The organism is Parasaccharibacter sp. TMW2.1890, assembly GCF_023337645.1.
GTDB classification, from domain to species: domain Bacteria; phylum Pseudomonadota; class Alphaproteobacteria; order Acetobacterales; family Acetobacteraceae; genus Bombella; species Bombella apis.
In genome coordinates, this window is the sequence record NZ_NWUV01000001.1 from 680,207 (window position 1) to 699,845 (window position 19,639).

Genomic DNA, 19,639 nt, shown 5'->3' on the forward strand with positions numbered 1-19,639 from the left:
TTTTTCGCCTCTGCCTATCGGCAAGTTTTCATGCCGGTGATATGAACATCACCCTCTGACACGCTACATCATGACCCGGGAAACCATGTCCGAACAGAATGCACACTCTTCTCTGATTCCTTCCGATCTGGAAAAGGCCTTCATCCCCGCCGATTACGAAACCACGCTTTACAGATTGTGGGAAAATGCCGGGACGTTCAGGGCGGACCCCGGGAAAGGTGGCTCGCCTTATTCCATCATGTTTCCGCCCCCCAACGTCACGGGGACACTGCATCTCGGGCACGCCCTGACCTTCACTCTCCAGGATATTCTTATCCGCTGGCAGAGGGAGAAAGGGGCCAATGTTCTCTGGCAGCCCGGTACAGATCATGCCGGTATCGCCACGCAGATGGTTGTCGAACGGGCTCTGGACAAGGAAGGCATCAACAGGAAAGAGCTTGGTCGGCCCCGCTTCATTGAGCGTGTCTGGGACTGGAAGAATGAATATGGCGGGACCATCATCCAGCAGCTTCGCCGCCTTGGTGCCTCGGCGGACTGGACCCGTGAACGGTTCACCATGGATGAAGGTCTGTCACGCGCCGTTCGCAAGGTATTCGTCCAGCTGCATGAAGAAGGGCTGATCTATCGGGACCGTCGTCTTGTCAACTGGGACCCTGTTTTCCGCTCGGCCATTTCTGATCTGGAGGTGGAGAACAGGGAAACAAAAGGCTCCATGTGGCATATCCGTTATCCTCTGGAAAACGGTGGAACCATCACGATTGCCACAACCCGACCGGAAACCATGCTGGGCGACGTGGCTGTGGCCGTCAATCCGGAAGATGACCGCTATACCAGCATGGTTGGTCAGACCATCATCCTTCCCCTGACGGGGCGGCGCATCCCTGTCGTGGCAGACGAACATTCAGACCCGGAAAAGGGAACAGGGGCTGTTAAAATCACACCAGCTCATGATTTCAATGACTTCGAAGTCGGAAAGCGTCATGACCTGCCAGCACCGACCATTCTGGATGAAAGCGCCTGCATCTGGCTGGATGAGATCCGTGCCGAATTGGCTGACCACGCTGGCATAAGCGACATCGAGTTCGTCCAGGCTCTGGAAGGTCTCCACCGTGATGAGGCCCGTAAGAAGATCGTTGAAAAGCTGGAAGAGATGGGCTGGCTGGAAAAAATCGAGCCCCATGTGCTTCAGGTACCCACAGCCGAACGTGGCGGTGCCATTGTGGAGCCGAGACTGACGCTGCAATGGTACTGCGATGCGCCCAGACTGGCACAGCCCGCCGTCGAGGCTGTCCAGTCCGGTGAAATGGTCTTTGAACCCCAACAATGGGAGAATACCTTCTTCGCCTGGATGAGGGACCTTCAGCCGTGGTGCATCAGCCGTCAGCTCTGGTGGGGTCACCAGATACCGGCCTGGTATGGGTCTGATGGAAAAACCTACGTTGCAGAGACGGAAGAAGAAGCCCAGAAGAAGGCTGGCCCTTCCATCACCCTGACGCAGGATGAAGACGTGCTGGACACATGGTTCAGCTCGGCTCTCTGGCCGTTCACGACACTGGGCTGGCCGGACAGGACGGAAGAGCTGGAGTTCTATTATCCAACCAGCACCCTGGTCACCGGCTTTGACATCATCTTTTTCTGGGTATCCCGGATGATGATGATGGGGCTTCACTTCATGGGGAAGGTTCCTTTCCGCAAAATACTGATCCATGGCCTTGTTCGGGATGAGAAGGGACAGAAAATGTCCAAGTCCCGAGGCAATGGTATTGATCCTCTGGATCTGATTGCCGATTACGGGGCGGACGCTACCCGCCTTGCCATTGCTGCGGGTGCTGGGCTGGGACGGGACATCAAGCTGGGCCGTACCCGTGTTGAAGAACATAGAGCCTTCATCACGAAGCTCTGGAACGCCTCCCGGTTCCTCCAGATGAATGGAGTGAAACCGAATCCCGGTTTCAATCCATCTGCTGTCCAGTCCACCATGGCCCGCTGGATTCTGGAGGAAGCCCGCAAGGCCGTGACACAAGCCGATGCGGCACTGGAAGCCTCCCGTTTTGATGAGTACACACGCTGCTGTTACAATTTTGTCTGGAATATTTTCTGTGACTGGTTCGTGGAATTCTCCAAACCGACCTTCCGGGCCGGTGGTGTGGAGGCAGAAGAGCTGAAGGCAGCTGGTGCGTATGTACTGGGTATTATTCTGCGCATGATGCACCCCGTCATTCCATTCGTGACCAGCACGCTCTGGGAGAAGCTGGGTTATTCTGGACCGTTTGGGACCGACAGCTGGCCTGAGATTCCCCAGATTGCCGGTGCTGAAGACGCTGCGGATGAAGTCAACTGGGTCATCCGGTTGATCAGTGACGTGCGGACTGTTCGGGCAGAAATGAATGTTCCGCCATCCCAGAAAGCCCCGCTGCTGCTGCGTGATGCTTCGGAAAAAACGCTCGAACGGGCCCGTAAATGGCAGGCTGCCATCGACCAGATGGCTCGTGCCTCCGAAGTTTCACCACTGGCAGGGGAGCCGCCGAAAATGGCTGCCCAGCTCATTCTGGATGAAGCAACCATCTTCCTGCCGCTGGAGGGTGTGATCGACCTTGAGGCGGAAAAAGCCCGTCTCCAGAAGGAAATCACACGGCTTGAGGGGGAAATCGGCAAGGTCGAAAAGAAGCTCGGCAATGAGAACTTTGTTGCCCGTGCCAAGCCTGAGGTTGTTCAGGAAAATCGTGACCGGCTGGAGACGTTCCAGCAGGAGCTTGCCAAGCAGAAAACAGCTCTGGGGCGTATAAGCTGATTTCCCGTTGCCATCAGAGTAAAAAAAAGCCTGCCCTGAAACGGCAGGCTTTTTTATTGTAAGGGATTTATCGAGAGGGACGGTACTGACAGCCGTCCCTGATATTACAGCTTCTTGACGATGATCTGGGACAGATCCCGAACAGCCCCATGGGCTGCACTGGTCGTCATGGCCGCATAAGCCTTCAGAGCCGTGGAAACGACACGTTCACGCTGAGGCTGCCAGCCTGCAGAGCCCTTCCCATGCATGGCAGCACGGCGCGCTTCAAGCTCTGTCTCCGACACTTCCAGATGCAGACGCCTTTCAGGAATGTCGATGATAATGGTATCACCTTCTTCCACCAAGCCGATCAGACCGCCTTCAGCGGCTTCCGGAGACATGTGACCAACAGAAAGCCCAGAACTCCCGCCTGAAAAACGTCCATCAGTAATCAGTGCGCAGGATTCTCCCAGCCCCATGGATTTAAGATAGCTGGTCGGGTAGAGCATTTCCTGCATTCCCGGTCCGCCTTTGGGCCCTTCATACCGGATGACCACGACATCACCCGGTATGATCTCCTTGCCCAGAATGGCATTCACAGCAGCATCCTGACTGTCAAAGACACGGGCTCGCCCCTTGAACTTCAGAATATGTTCTGCAACCCCTGCCGTTTTGACGATGGCGCCATCCAGCGCCAGATTTCCATAAAGAACAGCCAGCCCGCCATCCTGCGAGAAGGCGTGGTTCCGGTCACGCAGAACACCGGTCCGACGGTCCCGGTCCAGCTCCCTGTACAGGCTGTTCTGGGAAAAAGCCTCAACCGTCCGCACACCACCAGGCGCTGCCCGGAACAGCTCTTCCGCCTCATCCTGATTCTGCATGATGTCCCAACGCCTCAGGGACGCCGCCAGCGTAGGAGAGTGCACAGTCGGCGTTCCCGCATCAATCAGGCCGGCACGATCCAGCTCTCCAAGAATGGCCGGAATCCCGCCAGCCCGGTGGACATCCTCCATATGTACATTGGCAACGGAGGGCGACACCTTGCAGAGGTGAGGGACCTTCCGGGACAGGGCATCAATATCACTCATCGTGAAATCGACTCCGGCTTCCCGGGCTGCGGCCAACAGATGCAGCACCGTGTTGGTGGAGCCCCCCATGGCAATGTCCAGCGTCATGGCGTTGGTGAAAGCCGCCTTCGTAGCAATGCCACGGGGAAGAGCCGTTGCATCGCCTTCCTCATACCAGCGCTTTGCCAGCTCTACGCTCAGGCGGCCAGCCCCAAGAAAAAGCTCCTTACGTTTGGCATGTGTCGCCAGAAGAGAGCCATTGCCCGGCAGGGAAAGACCAAGCGCCTCCGTCAGACAGTTCATGGAATTGGCCGTGAACATGCCCGAGCATGAACCGCAGGTCGGACAGGCGGATCGTTCCACACGTTCGGAGATGTCATCACTGACACGTTCATCAGCTGCCGCCACCATGGAGGTCACAAGATCAACCGCCCGCTCAATGCCGTCCATGTCTGCCTTGCCAGCTTCCATTGGCCCGCCAGACACGAAAACGGTCGGGATGTTCAGCCGTAGCGAGGCCATGAGCATGCCCGGTGTAATCTTGTCACAGTTGCTGATACAGACCAGCGCATCGGCACAGTGGGCATTGACCATATATTCCACGGAATCCGCAATCAGTTCCCGTGAGGGCAGGGAATAGAGCATCCCGCCATGCCCCATGGCGATACCGTCATCCACGGCAATGGTGTTGAATTCCCTGGCCACACCACCGGCTTCCTCCACAGCCGAAGCCACCAGAGCTCCCATGTCCTTGAGATGGACATGACCGGGCACGAACTGGGTATAGGAATTGGCAATGGCAATGATGGGTTTGCTGAAGTCCCCATCCTTCATGCCTGTCGCTCTCCAGAGCGCACGGGCCCCTGCCATGTTGCGGCCACGGGTGCTTGTATGGGAACGATAGGCAGGCATTCAGGAAACCTCTTTCAAAAAAAATATTTCAGGGCGTTCTATAGTAAGAAACGGTAACATAAAACAAAAAAATTGAAAGATATGAAAAGCATGGCGATTGCCCCCTAGCGATACAGGCCGCTGAAGGCCATATGCAGGGCACTCACGATTTTACACGGACAGGAGCAACCATGACACAGACATCATCCATCATCCTTGGGGGCGGGTGCTTCTGGTGTGTCGAAGCCATCTTCAACGGTCTCAGGGGCATCATCTCTGCCAAACCGGGGTACGCGGGTGGTCATGTAGAGCATCCCAGCTACAAAGCTGTCTGTACCGGCAAGACCGGCCATGCCGAGGTAGTACGGGTGGTGTTCAATCCTGCTGAAATTGGTCTGGAGGATATTCTCCGGGTTTTCTTCACAACCCATGACCCGACCCAGCTGAACAGGCAGGGCAATGACGTAGGCACGCAATACCGCTCCGTCATCTTTGGTGATGAAGCCCAACAGGCCGTTGCCCGGACAGTCCGGGACGACATTGCAGCCCAGAACATCTGGGAGGCACCGCTTGTCACCTCCATTGAGGGACCTGCCCACTTCTGGGAGGCGGAAGAAAGCCATCATGATTATTTTGCCCGCAACCCGGAAACAGCCTATTGCGCCGCCGTCGTGGCCCCCAAGGTTGCCAAGGCCCGCAAGCTCTACCGGGACCGGCTGAAATAATCAGTTCTCCATCATGAAAACAGTGGAGGAACGGGAAAAGGTTCCTTCACTCGTCATATTCCAGCAGCACACGGTCCGTTTCTTCATCATAGCCAAACAGATTGGCATAACGGGCCCATGATATGGCTGTATTCATTGTCTGCCGGGCATAGGTTGTGGACATGGTATCTTCCAGCTTGCGGCGGAATATATCAGCATCCATGGCATGGTTGCTCCGCTCATCCAGCGTGCTGCGGATCAGCTTCAGCAGCGGGACGGAATGGAGCAGGGCCGTCCGCATGATGTCCCGGCGCGCATCGGCATCGCCTTCCACGAAGGTACGGCCCGTGCTGGTAAGCATGATGTCTCCATCCTCCAGCTCTGCAAAATCCAGCAATTGCAGGGTTTCACCCAGCGGGAAAAGGTCATCAAGAGTCATCTGGAGTTGATTGGCCAACTCCGGCAGGTCTGCCCGACCAGAGAGGGGCGCATGTTCCAGCGATTCCATGAGGCCGACCAGAAGTTCAATGGAAATGTCGGGCAGCACGATGAAGGAATCACTTTCATCCTGAACCTCTCCCTGATCGGGCGTGGAAAGGTCAGCCTCCGAAACACTGGGCGCCCGAAGGGTCATCAATGTATATATCTGATCCACAAAATGGCGGAAATCATCGTCCTGACGATTCCGGGGATGGGGGAAGGGCACAACAATCTCATGCGTGATACGCCCTGGCCCCGATGAAAACAGTAAAATCCTGTCACACATCAGCACGGCTTCTTCAATGGCATGAGTGGCCAGCACCATGGCTTTCAAAGGTCCCAGCCGATGTTCCTGCCACAGTTCTATCAGGTCTGTTCGCAGGTTTTCGGCGCTCAGATGATCGATATTGAGAAAAGGCTCATCAAGCAGAAGGATTTCAGGCTGCCGTGCCAGAGCACGGATCAGCGAGGCCCGTTCTGCCAGAGCATCAGAAAGCTCTCTCGGATAGGCACCTTCATATCCGTCCATATCGAGGACCTCGATGATGGCATCCGCAATTTTTTCCCGCTCTTCCCGGGGCTGACGTCTGGCCTCCAGAGCAAGAAGAACATTTTCCCGTACTGTCAGCCATGGAAAGAGAACATCATCCTGAAGGATGATGGACACCGTTTCGAGCGCCTGGGCAGTAGCTCGTCCTTCCCGCCAGAACACTTTCCCCTTTCGGGGCTGTTCCAGGCCAGCCATGATCTTAAGAAGGCTGGATTTGCCCGAGCCTGAACGTCCGACAAGCCCCAGAATTTCCCCCTCCCGAACATCCATGTTGACCTGTTCAACAATGGGAACGTCCTGATGGCGGGATTTATGTGCAAACTGTGCACAGTCGGCCAAGCGTAAGATAGCACTCATGAGCTAGATCCTATAACGGTGCGCCATGCGCTCCTGCAATGGAATGCAGATACCCCATCGGACAGACACAGCCATCAGCGTCATCAGGCACAGCAGGATGCCCTGTACACTGTAGGCGTGAGCCTGAAGAATACGCAGATGGAGCGTTTTCCTTTCCAGCAGAGCGGCCAGATAGACATTGTCCCAGAAAAAAGGCAGCGCCACGACAGCTGCCTGCAGCAGAGGCGGGCAAAGCAGGGGCAGGCGGACATCCTTCCAGAATGACCACAGGGGCAAACGAAGATGATGCCCCATCACGATGAACTGACGCCCCGCAACGTCGGCTTCCCGAAGAAACGCCCAGCCAGTGATGCCCATGACCGCCAGAGCCGGCATGACATTCAGAGGGACGGGTACGGACAGTCCCAGCCAGACCATGAAAACAGGAAAAAGCGCTACCACCAGGCAGGCCTTCCGGATCCGCTTCTGCACCTGTACAGGAGCACCCAGCAGCAGGCCCCCCAGCCACCCCCAGACCCCACCAACCAGACAGACCGCTACCACAAGAGCTCCCAACGGCCCCGGTATGCCCCAGAACCCCCAGGAAAGGATCATGGTCAGCATGGTTCCGGCCCCTCCCAGCAGGCAGCGCCTCTTCCAGGAAGCGGAACGCTCCTCCAGCCTCTGTGTCTGCATCTGGTCACAGACGGCATAATGCCGACCGTATCCGCGCAAGGGCGCAATGAGACCATGCTGAACCAGCAGCACAGGCACCAGCATGAGAAGCAGTACGCCACAGGCGGACAACTCTCCGCCTGTTTTCAGGGCCGAGAGAAGTGCTCCCCCCAACCCGGAAGGGGTATGGGAAAGAAACAGTGCAAGAACCAGCTCCCCTCCCAGAATACGGAGCCAGAAATCGGGCAGGTCCCTCAGAACGGACCGTACGAGTTCAGGGAAGGCAAACGGGATGTGAAGGCGCCAGAAACCCTGCCAGCGCCCCAGCCGCAAGGCTCTTGCCGTTTTCAGAAAACTGGACGGGATTCCTGTTTCCGCTTTCAGGGTGGCGTGGACACTCCTGACCAGCAGGCTGAAGCAGCCCACCGCCACGACATCCCAGAACGGCGTCATGACCATACAGAACAGCCCGACAAGGCAAAGGGAGGGAATTTCTCCCAGTATGGCCGTCACACCAGCCAGCGCCCGACGCAGGCCAGTCGAACAGGCCGCCAAGGAGAGGAGAACACAATGCCCCGCAGCCGCCAGAAGCAGCGCCACCACTCCCTTGCCCAGGGTCCAGAACATATCATCCCATGGAGACGGGAAGACAGGGAAGGGCACCAGACCACATGCCCGCAGAAGCCCATACAGTCCCCCCAGAATCAGGACACAGCAGGAGAGACCACTTCCCTGATAAGCCAACAGCCAGTGCCTGCTTCTTTCCCCCAGTCTGGAAAGGTACGCAAAGGGCCAAGTATCCCGTCTCATGGCTGGCCCATGGCCGAATGAATCTTCATGACCGACCCCTCAAAAATCAGCCGCCGGGACTGGAAAACCGGTCAATGGCCGGTACTGCCGAAGCCCCCATGCCCTCGGTCTGTTGTATCAAGGCTGCTGCACTCCTGCCACTGCATTCTCACGACAGGCGCCAGAACCCCTTGGGCAATCCTCATCCCACGTTCGATGACAAAATCTTCCGCCCCGGCATTGATGAGGATGATGCGGATTTCTCCCCGGTAATCTTCATCAATGGTGCCGGGACTGTTGGGCACCATGATGCCGTGCTTCAGGGCCAATCCGGAGCGGGGACGTATCTGAAGCTCATGCCCCTCAGGCAGGGCAACACACAGCCCTGTCGGCACCAGTTTCCGCTCCCCCGGACGAAGTATCAGAGGCTCCTGCACCGCCGCCTGGAAGTCAACACCGGCAGCTCCGGCAGTTCCATAGGCAGGCAGCTCCAGCCCCTCGGAATGGGGGAGGCGAAGAATACGGACTTTCACGACATCGGACATGGCTTGATCCCCTCACAGCTAAAGCCAGAGGACTGTTAATCCTGTTTCTGGAAAAAAGCCACCACCCGCTCTGCAAGCTGTTCTGCCAGAGCGGGTTTGGTCATTTCTGGCCAGCTCTCCGTTCCATTCTCTGTCAGGAACAATACCTGATTTTTCTGCCCACCAAACGGATGCCGGCTCACATCATTGGCAAGAAGCCAATCACACCCCTTGCGGCGACGCTTCTGCTCCGCATGACTCTGAAGATCATCCGTCTCCGCCGCAAACCCGACAACCAGTGCCGGACGTTTTGCAACATGGGACAGCGTGGCCAGAATGTCAGGATTCTCTCTCAGGGAAAGAACAGGCGGAGCCTCTGCCGTTTTTTTCATCTTCCGGCTGCTGACAGTCTCAGGGCGCCAGTCACTGACAGCTGCCACACAGATGGCTGCATCAGCCGGAAGCTGTGCAAGGCAGGCAGCCTTCATCTCTTCTGCCGTCCTTACGTCAATCCGCTGGACAGACGGTGGAGTGGGCAGAAAGACAGGACCACTCACGAGCCGGACGTCGGCACCTCTGGCCGCCAGAGCGCCTGCAATGGCATAGCCCTGAAGCCCTGATGAATGGTTGGAAATGAAGCGGACAGGGTCAATCGGCTCTACCGTCGGGCCGGCCGTGACAATGATACGGCACCCCCTCAGGCCTGTTCCCCCCGACAGGGTTGAACGGACTGCCGCCAGAATCTCGTCCAGCTCTGCCAGACGTCCCATGCCGGTTTCACCACAGGCCACGGCACCATGCGCCGGACCAACGCATCGGACACCCCGCTGCTCCAACAGGGCAAGATTGGCCTGTGTGGCAGGATGGGACCACATGTGAGGATTCATGGCCGGTGCCAGAAGAATGGGAGCTGCCGTTGCCAGGAGAAGGGTCGTGGCCAGATCATCAGCCATGCCCTGTGCCATGCGAGCCATCAGATTGGCCGTGGCCGGGCAGACCAGCACCAGGTCGGCCGACCTGGCAAGAGCGATATGACCGATTTCACTTTCCTGCCCGGGGCGGAACAGCTCATCATGGACAGGAGCGCCACACAACACTTCCAGGGACAATGGCGTCACGAACTGCTTCGCCGCTTCCGTCATGACGGGCACGACCTCCATGCCCTCATGCCGGAGCTGCCGAGCGAGATCCAGCGCCCTGTAGGCAGCAATGCCACCTCCCAGAATGAGAATGACGCGGGCCATGCTCAAAGCCGCCAGCCAGAATGAATGGCCACGATCCCTCCCGAAAGATTCTGATAGGATACACGATCCATCCCCGCCGCCCGCATCATGCCTGCCAGTGTTTCCTGATCCGGGAACATGCGGATGCTTTCGGCAAGATACTGATAGCTCTCCGCATCACCAGCAATCATCTGCCCCATGCGGGGCAGCACCTGAAAAGACCAGAGATCATAAAGGGCCGAGAGGGCCGCCACATCCACTTTCGAAAATTCAAGGCAGAGAAAACGCCCGCCCGGCTTCAGCACACGACGGACCTCCCGCAGGACAGCATCCTTGTCCGTACAGTTGCGCAGTCCGAACGCCATGGAGACCCTGTCCATCGAAGCATCGGGAAAAGGCAGTGCCTCGGCATCGGCAACACAGACATCCATCTCCCCGATCAGCCCGGCCTTGATGGCCCGCTGACGGCCAACTTCCAGCATGGCCTCGTTGATGTCCGAAAGCACGGCATGGCCACCACCACGACGCAACCAGCCAAAAGTGATGTCTCCCGTACCGCCAGCAAGGTCGAGCAGCCTGTATCCCGGCTGCGGGGACAGCATGGTCACGAAGATGCGCTTCCAGACCCGATGGATACCGAGGGACATGGCGTCATTCATGACGTCGTATTTGCCAGCAACGCTTTCAAAAACCTGTCGGACCAGCGGTTTCTTTTCGCCCCGTGGCACATCACGGTAGCCGAAATCAATCGTATCAGCCTCAAAATCAGCTGACGAAGAAGAGGAGGTATGGGAAGAATGGTGTTCAGTCATATGCCACCGTTATCTCATTGCGGATATTTATGCCAGAACTCCCAGAAGTTGAAACCATTCTCCAGAGCATGAAGGCTTCGCTGAAGGGGCACAGCCTGTCCAGCGTGGAGGTCAACCGGCCTGACCTGCGTCTGCCTTTTCCGCCAGGTCTCTCCACAATCCTCCTCCATCAAACGATCATCCAGTTGAGACGTCGTGCCAAATATATTCTGATGGATTTCCAGCATGGCTGGACCCTTCTCATACATCTGGGCATGTCCGGCAGGCTGTTCATCGACCCTGCCCGCCAGAATCTGCCACCCCGCAAGCATGAGCATCTCGTCCTGTGGACCAGCAACGACCATCGTGTCGCCCTGGTGGATCCCAGACGTTTCGGCATGGTCTGTCTCTTCCAGACAGAACAGGAACACCAGCAGCCACAGCTTACCCATCTGGGAGTGGAGCCTCTTTCTGACCAGTTTACGGCAGAAGCCCTTGCGGCAACCCTGGTCACGACACGGATGCCTATCAAGAATGCCCTGCTGGACCAGCGCCGGATTGTCGGACTGGGGAACATCTATGTCTGCGAAGCCCTGTTTCGGGCCCGCATCCATCCCGCACGGGCCGCTGACAGTCTGAGCAAGGCGGAGACAAACCGTCTCTGCAGCCTCATTGTGGAGATACTCCAGACGGCTATTGCCGCCGGAGGCTCCACATTGCGGGACTATGTGCACACTGATGGCCAGCCAGGGACTTTCCAGACCCTGCATCTTGTCTATGGCAGGGAAGGGCAACCCTGCCCAGCATGCCTGGCAAAAGGGTATTCCATCCCCATACAGCGTATGACACAGAGCAGTCGGTCCACGTTTTTCTGTCCACACTGCCAGAAAAAGTTGCGTAAGTGACCCGTTATTGCCGCAGGATATGAAGACAGTGCTTGACGCCATGTCAGCGGAGCGGTAGAGGGGCAGACATTATTTTTTAGCGAACTATCCGCAGGAAACCTGAAGCCCATGGCAAACAACGCATCTGCCCGTAAACGCATCCGTCAGAACGAGCGCCGCCGTCTGCGCAACGCTTCCCGCCTGTCCCGTATGCGTACCTTCATCAAGAATGTTGAGAAGGCCATCCTGTCCGGCGACAAGAATGCAGCGGCAGAAGCACTTCGTGCGGCCCAGCCTGAGATGCAGCGTGCAGCTGGCAAGGGTGTGATTTCCCGCAACACGGTCAGCCGCAAGCTCTCCCGCCTCTCTGCCCGCATCAAGTCTCTTACCGCCGCTGCCTGATCGTCCGATCCAGGCAGAATGGCCCGTTTCATCAGGAGCTGATGAAACGGCTTTGGGCGCGCCCACTGGGCGCGTTCTTTTTTTGCCCTCACGCAAGGCGGGGTCGTATCATGGCCCAAGCAGGCTTTCCCTTTCCTGAAGGTTAAGCTAGTGTGACAAGGCACCCAAGCCCCGGCAAAAACACTTGATTACCCCTTCTGGCGGGTTCTACCCTAGCCGAAGGCCTGCAAGACCATGAAGTACGGAGATCAGAAGTGGAAAAAGCTCAGTCCCAGGACGCTGCTATGGCCTCTTCTGAAAATTCTGCTCTCAAGGCATCTTGGCTGCGCATCTGCGATCGCCTGAAAGGTGAGGTCGGCGATGTGGAATACAGGATGTGGATCCAGCGCATTACGTTGGGCCCGCTGGATGATGATGAAATTACCCTCTACCTGCCGGAACGTTTTCTGAGAGACTGGGTCCGTGCCCAGTATGGCCAACGCCTTCAGTCCCTGTGGCGTGAAGAGAATCCAGCTGTCCAGCATGTCGAATTACGGATCGACAAGAAAGCACAGCGTGCCGCAAAAACCGGGGATGATGCTCCACAGGCTGAAGAGGGCGGGGGGGCTGCGAATCTCTCCATCAGCGCCATGGCCAATGAAGATGCAGCGGCCCTGGATCGTGAAGAGGCCGTTGCAGCCACTTCGCCCTCGATGAATGAAGTGCGGAATGATCTTGCCGTCCCGCTGGACCGACGCTTCACGTTCGACAATTTCGTGGTCGGCAAGCCCAATGAATTCGCCTATGCCTGTGCAGGGCGTGTTGCGGATCATCCCGCCAGCCCCGGTTTCAACCCGCTCTTCCTGTACGGTGGCGTTGGTCTTGGCAAGACCCATCTCATGCACGCTATTGGCCTCAAGCTGATCAGCCGCGGGAACATCTCGGTCGCCTATATGTCTGCCGAGAAATTCATGTACCGTTTCATTGCGTCCATGCAGTCCAAATCCCAGATGGAGTTCAAGGAACAGCTCCGGTCGGTTGATGTGCTGATGATTGACGACCTCCAGTTCCTGATCGGGAAGAACAGCACGCAGGAAGAATTCTTCCATACCTTCAATGCGCTGGTGGATGCAGGGCGGCAGATCATCGTCAGCGCTGACAAGAGCCCCTCTGATCTTTCCGGTCTGGAAGACAGGCTCCGCACACGGCTGGGCTGCGGTATGGTAGCGGATATTCACGCTACGACCTTCGAACTGCGCATTTCCATTCTGGAAGCCAAGGCCAAGGCCTCTGGCACGCCTGTCCCTCCCAAGGTGCTGGAATATCTGGCCCACAAGATCACCACCAACGTGCGGGAGCTGGAAGGCGCACTGAACCGCCTCATCGCCCATGCTGATCTGGTAGGCAGACCCGTCACGCTGGAATCGACACAGGATGTCCTCAAAGACATGCTCAAAGCTCATGAGCGCCGTGTCACGATCGATGAAATCCAGCGCAAGGTGGCCGAGCATTTCAATATCCGTCTGACCGACATGTCATCAGCCCGTCGTGCCCGGGCCGTGGCCCGCCCCCGGCAGATTGCCATGTATCTGGCCAAACAGCTTACAAGCCGCAGCCTCCCGGAAATCGGCCGGAAATTCGGCAATCGGGACCATACGACTGTCATGCATGCCGTGAACCGCATTTCGGAGCTTATGGAACAGGACCCCGGTCTGGCTGAAAGCGTCGAGCTGCTGCGCCACATGCTGGAAAGCTGAAGATGGCTTTTCAAGCATGTCCTTGTTTTGCTAGAGAGACATATTACTCTTCCCGATAAGGCTTTGGGGTTGTCATGAAGTTCACAGTTGATCGCGCGCCACTTCTGCGTGCACTGTCTCACATTCAGGGTGTCGCTGAAAAACGGAACACCATCCCCATTCTCGCCAATGTGCTGATGGAGCATGATGGCGAGGTTCTGCGCCTGACAGCGACGGACATGGAAATTGCCGTCGTCGAGGAAATTCCATCAGAGGCCACACATGCCGGGTCCGTCACTGTTCCGGCTGCCGTTCTCTTCGAGATCGTCCGCAAACTGACCGATGGTGCCCTGATCGAGTTCGAACAGAAGGATGCGGAAGGGCCCCTTCACCTCAAGGCCGGGCGGTACGAGACGAGCCTGAACGTTCTGCCAGTTGATGACTTTCCGGCCATGGTAGCAGGCGATCTGCCTCATCATTTTGCCATTCAGGCAGGTGATTTGCGTCGGCTGGTCGACCGTACCCGCTTTGCCATGTCCAACGAGGAGACCCGTTATTATCTCAACGGCATCTATCTCCATATCGTACTGGTGGACAAAAAGAACCATCTCCGGGCTGTGGCGACAGATGGACACCGGCTGGCCAAAGTCGACGTTCCAGCGCCTTTCGGCGTAAAAGAAATGCCGGGCATCATAATCCCCCGCAAGACCGTAACCGAAGTTCGGAAACTGCTGGACAATGATGGAGCCTCCGTAGAGGTGGCTCTTTCAGAGACGCGCATCCAGTTCCGTATCGGTTCCATCTTGTTGACCTCCAAGCTGGTGGATGGCACTTTTCCGGAATATACCCGCGTCATTCCCCAGTCCAATTCACGCATCCTGCGTGTTACCAAGCAGGATCTTGCGGCAGCCGTAGGTCGTGTAGCGGCCATCAGCCAGGAACGTTCCCGCCCGGTAAAGCTGACCATCACGAAGAACCATCTGACCCTCTCCGCAACCAGCCCCGATCAGGGCATTGCTCAGGAGGAGCTGGATGAAAACAGCGTCACCTACGACAATGACGACATGGAGATCGGCTTCCAGGCCCGTTACCTGACGGACATCACCGACCAGATCGACGCTGAAGCCGAGTTCGCCCTTGCCGACAGTTCATCTCCGACACTGATCCGCGATACGGCCGAACCTGCGGCTCTGTACGTTCTCATGCCCATCCGGGTCTGAACGATCTCCTTGAACCTGCACCGTCTGACATTAACGGATTTTCGTAATTACAGACGGTGCGTCTGGGAGCCGTCCGCCACCCTGTCCGTCCTGACAGGGGAGAATGGCAGCGGCAAAACCAATTTTCTGGAAGCCCTTTCCCTGCTTGCCCCGGGGCGGGGGCTTCTGGGCTCACCAGCTCATATGCTGCCCCGCCACGGAACAACCCAATGGGGCGTCGCCGCCCATCTGGAGCGGGAAGGACAACAGTTCCAACTGTCTACCGGCCTGACCGAGGGGCGGGGACGCCGCATCTTTCTCCTGGACGGAGAAAGAACACGGACCATGGCAGAAATTGCCCGACTTTATTCCTGCGTCTGGCTTACTCCGCAGATGGAACGTCTCTTTCTTGAAGGTGCTGGCAGCCGTAGACGGTTTCTGGACCGGCTGACCGTCGCTCTCCTGCCGGATCATACGCAGCAGCTCATGGCACATGAGCGGTCCGTCATGAGCCGGAACCGCATCCTGCTGGAACAGCCTGATGAAACGGCCTGGCTGACCTCCCTGGAAGAATCCATAAGCCGCCACGCAGTCGCCATAACGGCAGCCCGGCTGCATCTTCTCGAAACATTGGAAGAAACCCCTTTCGGCAATGAAGCTTTCCCCCAAACCCTTCTGGAGCTGCACTGCCCCATCGCCACAGCGCTGAAAGCCAGCCCGGCTCTGGAAGTGGAAGACCAGCTCCGCCACGCCCTGCAACAGTCCCGCCTTCAGGACAAAGCCCGCAAGAGCACCTCTATCGGAGCACACAGGGCTGACATGAGCCTGCGGGACGCCATGACAGGCCGTCAGGCAGCACACTCCAGCAGTGGACAGAAGAAAATCATGCTCCTGAGCGTCATCCTCTCCCATGCCCATGCCATCAGCAGGGTCTGGGGGCAGGCTCCCGTCATCCTTCTGGATGAACCTTTGACCCATCTTGATGAACGGCGGCGGATCATCCTGATGGACAGTCTCTCTGCCCTGAAAACGACCACCATCCTGACAGGAACCGAAGCTGAACCTTTTTCTTCCATCAGAAACATTGCAGCTTTCTTTCATGTTCAGAATGGCGCACTCCATCCGGCATGAGGCGGCCAGAATATGGCCTTTTCTCACGGTTATTTCGGGATAACCCCGGTGACAGCACTGGTCAGGAAAGGCTTCTGACAGTATATTCACTCATCAAAGCTCTCAGCCAACCGGAGTAATGCGCAGGCATGTCAGAATCCCATAACCAGCCGGAAATTCAGTCTTCCGATCATGAGGAATATGGCGCCTCTTCCATCTCCGTCCTGCGGGGGCTGGATGCTGTCCGCAAGCGGCCTGGCATGTATATCGGGGATACGGATGATGGCTCCGGCCTGCATCACATGGTCTTCGAGATCATTGATAATGCCGTTGATGAGGTACAGGCAGGTTTCGCCTCCTACTGCATTCTCACTCTGAATGGGGACGGCTCTGTCACAGTCCGGGATAACGGGCGTGGTATCCCGACAGACCTGCACGAGGAAGAGGGGATCAGTGCGGCTGAAGTCGTGCTGACCAAGCTGCATGCCGGGGGCAAATTCAATCAGAATTCCTACAAGGTTTCCGGCGGTCTGCACGGTGTGGGGGCTGCGGTTGTCAATGCTCTCTCCGAGACCATGGATGTCCGCATCTGGCGACAGGGCAAGGAACATGCCATTCATTTCCGGCACGGTGAGCGTGTAGCTCCCTTGGCCGTCATCGGTGATTCGGACGAAGAAAACGGAACGGAAGTCACCTTCAAGCCGAGTGCGGAGACATTCTCCAAAACTGAATTCGAATTCAGTATCTTGGAGCGCCGTGTCCGTGAGCTGGCCTTCCTGAATTCGGGTATGAAGATCATCCTGCGTGATGAGCGTCACAGTGAGCCACGGGAGGTTGTCTTCCACTATGAAGGGGGGCTGACAGCGTTCGTCAAATGGCTCAACAGCTCCAAGACGCCACTGATCGACCCTCCCATCACCGGGGAGCTTCAGGATGAAACATCTGGCATCAAGGTGGAATTTGCTCTCTGCTGGAATGACAGCTTCCACGAGACCATGCTGTGCTTCACCAACAACATTCCCCAACGTGATGGCGGCACCCATCTGGCCGGTTTCAGGCAGGCCCTGACGAGGGCCGTCGGGAAATATGCCTCTCTGCTGGGCAACAAGAAAGAAACCAGCAATCTCACAGGTGAGGATATGCGGGAGGGGCTCTCCGCCGTTCTTTCCGTCAAGGTTCCCGACCCCAAATTCTCATCCCAGACAAAGGACAAGCTGGTTTCTTCCGAAGTTCAGCCTGTCGTGCACACCATCGCCGCCGACATGATCGGCCACTGGTTCGAGACGCATCCCAAGGAAGCCCGCATCATCATTGCCAAGATTGCTGATGCCGCCAGTGCGAGAGAGGCCGCCCGCCGTGCCCGGGAACTGACACGGCGCAAAGGCGTTCTGGATGTCTCATCCCTGCCGGGCAAACTGGCCGACTGCCAGGAACGCAACCCGGAAGGGGCAGAGCTCTTCATTGTGGAGGGGGATTCTGCTGGCGGAACAGCAAAACAGGGACGGGACCGCCGTTTCCAAGCCATTCTGCCCTTGCGTGGCAAAATTCTCAACATTGAGCGTGCCCGCTTCGACCGGATGCTTGGCTCTGCCGAAATTGGCACCCTCATTACAGCCTTGGGCACGGGGATCGGTCATGGTCCAGCCGAGCAGGGGGGCTTCAATATTGACAAGCTCCGTTACCACAAGATTGTCATCATGACGGACGCTGACGTGGATGGTTCCCACATCCGCACCCTGCTTCTGACCTTCTTCTTCCGGCAGATGCCCCAACTCATCGAAAACGGCCATCTCTACATTGCCCAACCGCCGCTCTTCCGTGCCAAACGTGGACAAGAGGAACGCTACCTCAAGGATGAACCTGCACTGGACAGCTACCTGCTGGACAAGGCCCTGAGCAATGCATCCCTGACCTGCCATGACGGAACCGTACTGGACGGTGCGGAACTCCGTGACGTGATTGACCGTTGCAGCCGACTGGCACAGGACATGCGGGCACTTTCAGCCCGTGTCCCGCTCTGGATCATGGAGCAGGCGGCTGTCAGCGGGCTCATCAACCCTGATGCAGCGATCCGACAGAAAGCAGTCGATGGCTTCCTGGCCAGACTGGAAGCAGCATCTCCCGAAAATGAGCGGGGCTGGGAAGTTGAGGCCGACAGCCAGGGCGTCACCTGCCGTCGTTTTCTCCGTGGTGTGGGGGAACGCTACACGTTTGAAGCCACACTGCTTCGCTCCAGTGAAGCACGCCGTCTTCTCGCGCAGTCCCAGTGGCTTGCTGAATTCTTCAGCAGGCCCGTGACATTGCAGCTTGACCAGAAGAATTTCGAATTTTCTGGCCCAGGCATGATGATGGAACAGATACTGGCCCAAGGGCGCCGTGGTCTGGCCATCAACCGCTTCAAGGGCCTGGGCGAAATGAATGATGAGCAGCTCTGGCACACCACGCTGGACCCGGCCACCCGGACCCTCCTGCAAGTGCAGGTTGGCGATGTCGAAGAAGCGGGGCAGGTTTTCTCCACCCTCATGGGGGATGTTGTCGAACCCCGTCGTGAGTTCATCGTGGATAACGCACTGAAGGTTGCCAATCTTGACGTCTGACACGCTTTCAATCCGCCGCTCCATCACTGGCCGCCTGCTGGCGAGCCTGACGCTGGCTTCTTCCTGTCTGCTGGCCCCGGGGGCTCTGGCAGAGCAGGCAGACGCGCCTGCACCGGCACCCTCACTGAAAAGCGCAGCCGACACCCTGCCTGCCGCACAGAACATACATCTCCGGTACGGTGTTTTCATTCATGGGTATCATGCCTTGGGCGCTGATGCAGATTATGTCCTGCAACCTTGGGGCTACGGAGTGGAGACGCATCTTTATACCGTTGGTCTTGCCAGCTGGTTTTTGACACTGAATCTGCTGAGCAGTGCCCAGGGGCACTTCAACGGAGATAATGTTGCGCCGGTTTCCTTCAGCAACAGTGGATTTGCCCATGGCGAGGAAGAAAAAGCTCACATTGATTTTGATCTGACTGGCCCGCATGTGGCCGTCTTCCTGCCAGTAGACAAACAGCGGGAGCCATTGCCCGCTGCAGAGCTGAAGCAGTCTGTCGACATGCTCAGTTTTCTTGTTGCGCTGACACACCGGATGACGCTGAAACAGGACTGCACTTTCAGCAGACCTGTTTTCGATGGTATCCGTCTGTCCTATCTGGATGTTCATGGCCCCAGCCAGACGACCCTTCCCAAGGATCATGGGTCCTATTTTCGGGGGGACGCCCTGAAATGTGATTTCACGGGACGGCAGATTGGTGGTTTTTCCATCGGCACACGCTTCAAGGCCGCCCAGTCCAGTCCTCACAAAGGAACCGTCTGGTTTGTCCATGATCCTCAGGGCGGGTTCGTTCCAGCACGCATCGAATTCGATCACTACAAGATGGGGCAGATTCTTGTCGTTCTACAGGCAGCACCAAAAGTCTCTGCTGTCACACACACCCAGACCCGCTGAGCCTGCCCCTCATGCACCTGTCTTCATTCCATGGGAG

General features: G+C 57.2%; 15 protein-coding genes. 9 read left to right on the forward strand and 6 right to left on the reverse strand.

The genetic code is table 11. The features are described from left to right. Positions 1–85 precede the first annotated feature (85 nt). Positions 86–2,791: a valine--tRNA ligase gene (locus tag CPA54_RS03010; protein WP_249085509.1), complete on the forward strand. Its 2,706-nt coding sequence runs from the start codon at positions 86–88 to the stop codon at positions 2,789–2,791. 104 nt (positions 2,792–2,895) lie between these two features. On the opposite strand, the gene ilvD is transcribed toward CPA54_RS03010, so the two are convergent. Continuing rightward, the gene (gene ilvD, locus CPA54_RS03015) at positions 2,896–4,749 is read right to left on the reverse strand and encodes a dihydroxy-acid dehydratase (RefSeq protein WP_081563153.1); all 1,854 of its coding nucleotides are present in this window, start codon (positions 4,747–4,749) and stop codon (positions 2,896–2,898) included. 170 nt (positions 4,750–4,919) lie between these two features. Between ilvD and msrA the strand changes: the two genes are divergently transcribed. Next, positions 4,920–5,453 carry a peptide-methionine (S)-S-oxide reductase MsrA gene (gene msrA, locus CPA54_RS03020; RefSeq protein ID WP_086431394.1) on the forward strand — a complete coding sequence of 178 codons (534 nt, stop codon included), beginning with the start codon at positions 4,920–4,922 and terminating at the stop codon, positions 5,451–5,453. A 46-nt stretch (positions 5,454–5,499) separates the two neighbouring features. Here the strand turns inward: msrA and CPA54_RS03025 are convergent, their stop codons facing one another. The 5 genes from CPA54_RS03025 to ubiE form a co-directional block, all read right to left on the reverse strand. Next, positions 5,500–6,819 carry an AAA-associated domain-containing protein gene (locus CPA54_RS03025; protein WP_081563154.1) on the reverse strand — a complete coding sequence of 440 codons (1,320 nt, stop codon included), beginning with the start codon at positions 6,817–6,819 and terminating at the stop codon, positions 5,500–5,502. 3 nt (positions 6,820–6,822) lie between these two features. Further along, positions 6,823–8,100, reverse strand: coding sequence for a hypothetical protein (locus CPA54_RS03030; RefSeq protein ID WP_143539834.1), 1,278 nt, complete (start codon positions 8,098–8,100; stop codon positions 6,823–6,825). A gap of 254 nt (positions 8,101–8,354) precedes the next feature. Continuing rightward, positions 8,355–8,807 (reverse strand): dUTP diphosphatase, encoded by a 453-nt coding sequence (dut, locus tag CPA54_RS03035; RefSeq protein ID WP_043560125.1) that lies wholly within the window; start codon positions 8,805–8,807, stop codon positions 8,355–8,357. Positions 8,808–8,842: 35 nt separating this feature from the next. Beyond that, a complete protein-coding gene (gene coaBC / locus CPA54_RS03040; protein WP_249085510.1) occupies positions 8,843–10,030 on the reverse strand; it encodes a bifunctional phosphopantothenoylcysteine decarboxylase/phosphopantothenate--cysteine ligase CoaBC in 1,188 nt (395 codons plus the stop codon). A 2-nt stretch (positions 10,031–10,032) separates the two neighbouring features. Beyond that, complete coding sequence (gene ubiE / locus CPA54_RS03045) at positions 10,033–10,821, reverse strand: bifunctional demethylmenaquinone methyltransferase/2-methoxy-6-polyprenyl-1,4-benzoquinol methylase UbiE (protein WP_081563158.1); 789 nt, start codon at positions 10,819–10,821, stop codon at positions 10,033–10,035. A gap of 29 nt (positions 10,822–10,850) precedes the next feature. On the opposite strand from ubiE, the gene mutM reads away from it, so the two are divergent. The 7 genes from mutM (at position 10,851) to CPA54_RS03080 (ending at position 19,602) form a co-directional block, all read left to right on the forward strand. After that, entirely contained in the window at positions 10,851–11,705 is an 855-nt protein-coding gene (gene mutM / locus CPA54_RS03050) for a bifunctional DNA-formamidopyrimidine glycosylase/DNA-(apurinic or apyrimidinic site) lyase (protein ID WP_249085511.1), read from the forward strand. A gap of 108 nt (positions 11,706–11,813) precedes the next feature. After that, entirely contained in the window at positions 11,814–12,086 is a 273-nt protein-coding gene (gene rpsT / locus CPA54_RS03055) for a 30S ribosomal protein S20 (protein WP_043560115.1), read from the forward strand. A gap of 284 nt (positions 12,087–12,370) precedes the next feature. Beyond that, a complete protein-coding gene (gene dnaA, locus CPA54_RS03060) occupies positions 12,371–13,822 on the forward strand; it encodes a chromosomal replication initiator protein DnaA (RefSeq protein ID WP_154981439.1) in 1,452 nt (483 codons plus the stop codon). A gap of 74 nt (positions 13,823–13,896) precedes the next feature. After that, positions 13,897–15,021: a DNA polymerase III subunit beta gene (gene dnaN, locus CPA54_RS03065; protein WP_043560108.1), complete on the forward strand. Its 1,125-nt coding sequence runs from the start codon at positions 13,897–13,899 to the stop codon at positions 15,019–15,021. 9 nt (positions 15,022–15,030) lie between these two features. Beyond that, positions 15,031–16,131 (forward strand): DNA replication/repair protein RecF, encoded by a 1,101-nt coding sequence (gene recF / locus CPA54_RS03070; protein WP_103765541.1) that lies wholly within the window; start codon positions 15,031–15,033, stop codon positions 16,129–16,131. Positions 16,132–16,259: 128 nt separating this feature from the next. Next, positions 16,260–18,707, forward strand: coding sequence for a DNA topoisomerase (ATP-hydrolyzing) subunit B (gene gyrB, locus CPA54_RS03075; protein WP_081563161.1), 2,448 nt, complete (start codon positions 16,260–16,262; stop codon positions 18,705–18,707). Continuing rightward, on the forward strand, positions 18,697–19,602 hold the full coding sequence (locus CPA54_RS03080; RefSeq protein ID WP_249085512.1) for a hypothetical protein: 906 nt from the start codon (positions 18,697–18,699) through the stop codon (positions 19,600–19,602). The genes gyrB and CPA54_RS03080 overlap by 11 nt, the downstream gene beginning before the upstream one ends. Positions 19,603–19,639 lie beyond the last annotated feature (37 nt).

Bases quoted from the DNA above. Each gene is read 5' to 3' on its own strand.
- CPA54_RS03030 (WP_143539834.1), bottom strand. From the start codon at position 8,100: ATGTTCTGGACCCTGGGCAAGGGAGTGGTGGCGCTGCTTCTGGCGGCT.
- coaBC (WP_249085510.1), bottom strand. From the start codon at position 10,030: ATGGCCCGCGTCATTCTCATTCTGGGAGGTGGCATTGCTGCCTACAGG.
- dnaA (WP_154981439.1), top strand. From the start codon at position 12,371: ATGGCCTCTTCTGAAAATTCTGCTCTCAAGGCATCTTGGCTGCGCATC.
- dut (WP_043560125.1), bottom strand. From the start codon at position 8,807: ATGTCCGATGTCGTGAAAGTCCGTATTCTTCGCCTCCCCCATTCCGAG.
- gyrB (WP_081563161.1), top strand. From the start codon at position 16,260: ATGTCAGAATCCCATAACCAGCCGGAAATTCAGTCTTCCGATCATGAG.
- mutM (WP_249085511.1), top strand. From the start codon at position 10,851: ATGCCAGAACTCCCAGAAGTTGAAACCATTCTCCAGAGCATGAAGGCT.
- ilvD (WP_081563153.1), bottom strand. From the start codon at position 4,749: ATGCCTGCCTATCGTTCCCATACAAGCACCCGTGGCCGCAACATGGCA.
- dnaN (WP_043560108.1), top strand. From the start codon at position 13,897: ATGAAGTTCACAGTTGATCGCGCGCCACTTCTGCGTGCACTGTCTCAC.
- rpsT (WP_043560115.1), top strand. From the start codon at position 11,814: ATGGCAAACAACGCATCTGCCCGTAAACGCATCCGTCAGAACGAGCGC.
- ubiE (WP_081563158.1), bottom strand. From the start codon at position 10,821: ATGACTGAACACCATTCTTCCCATACCTCCTCTTCTTCGTCAGCTGAT.
- msrA (WP_086431394.1), top strand. From the start codon at position 4,920: ATGACACAGACATCATCCATCATCCTTGGGGGCGGGTGCTTCTGGTGT.
- CPA54_RS03010 (WP_249085509.1), top strand. From the start codon at position 86: ATGTCCGAACAGAATGCACACTCTTCTCTGATTCCTTCCGATCTGGAA.
- CPA54_RS03025 (WP_081563154.1), bottom strand. From the start codon at position 6,819: ATGAGTGCTATCTTACGCTTGGCCGACTGTGCACAGTTTGCACATAAA.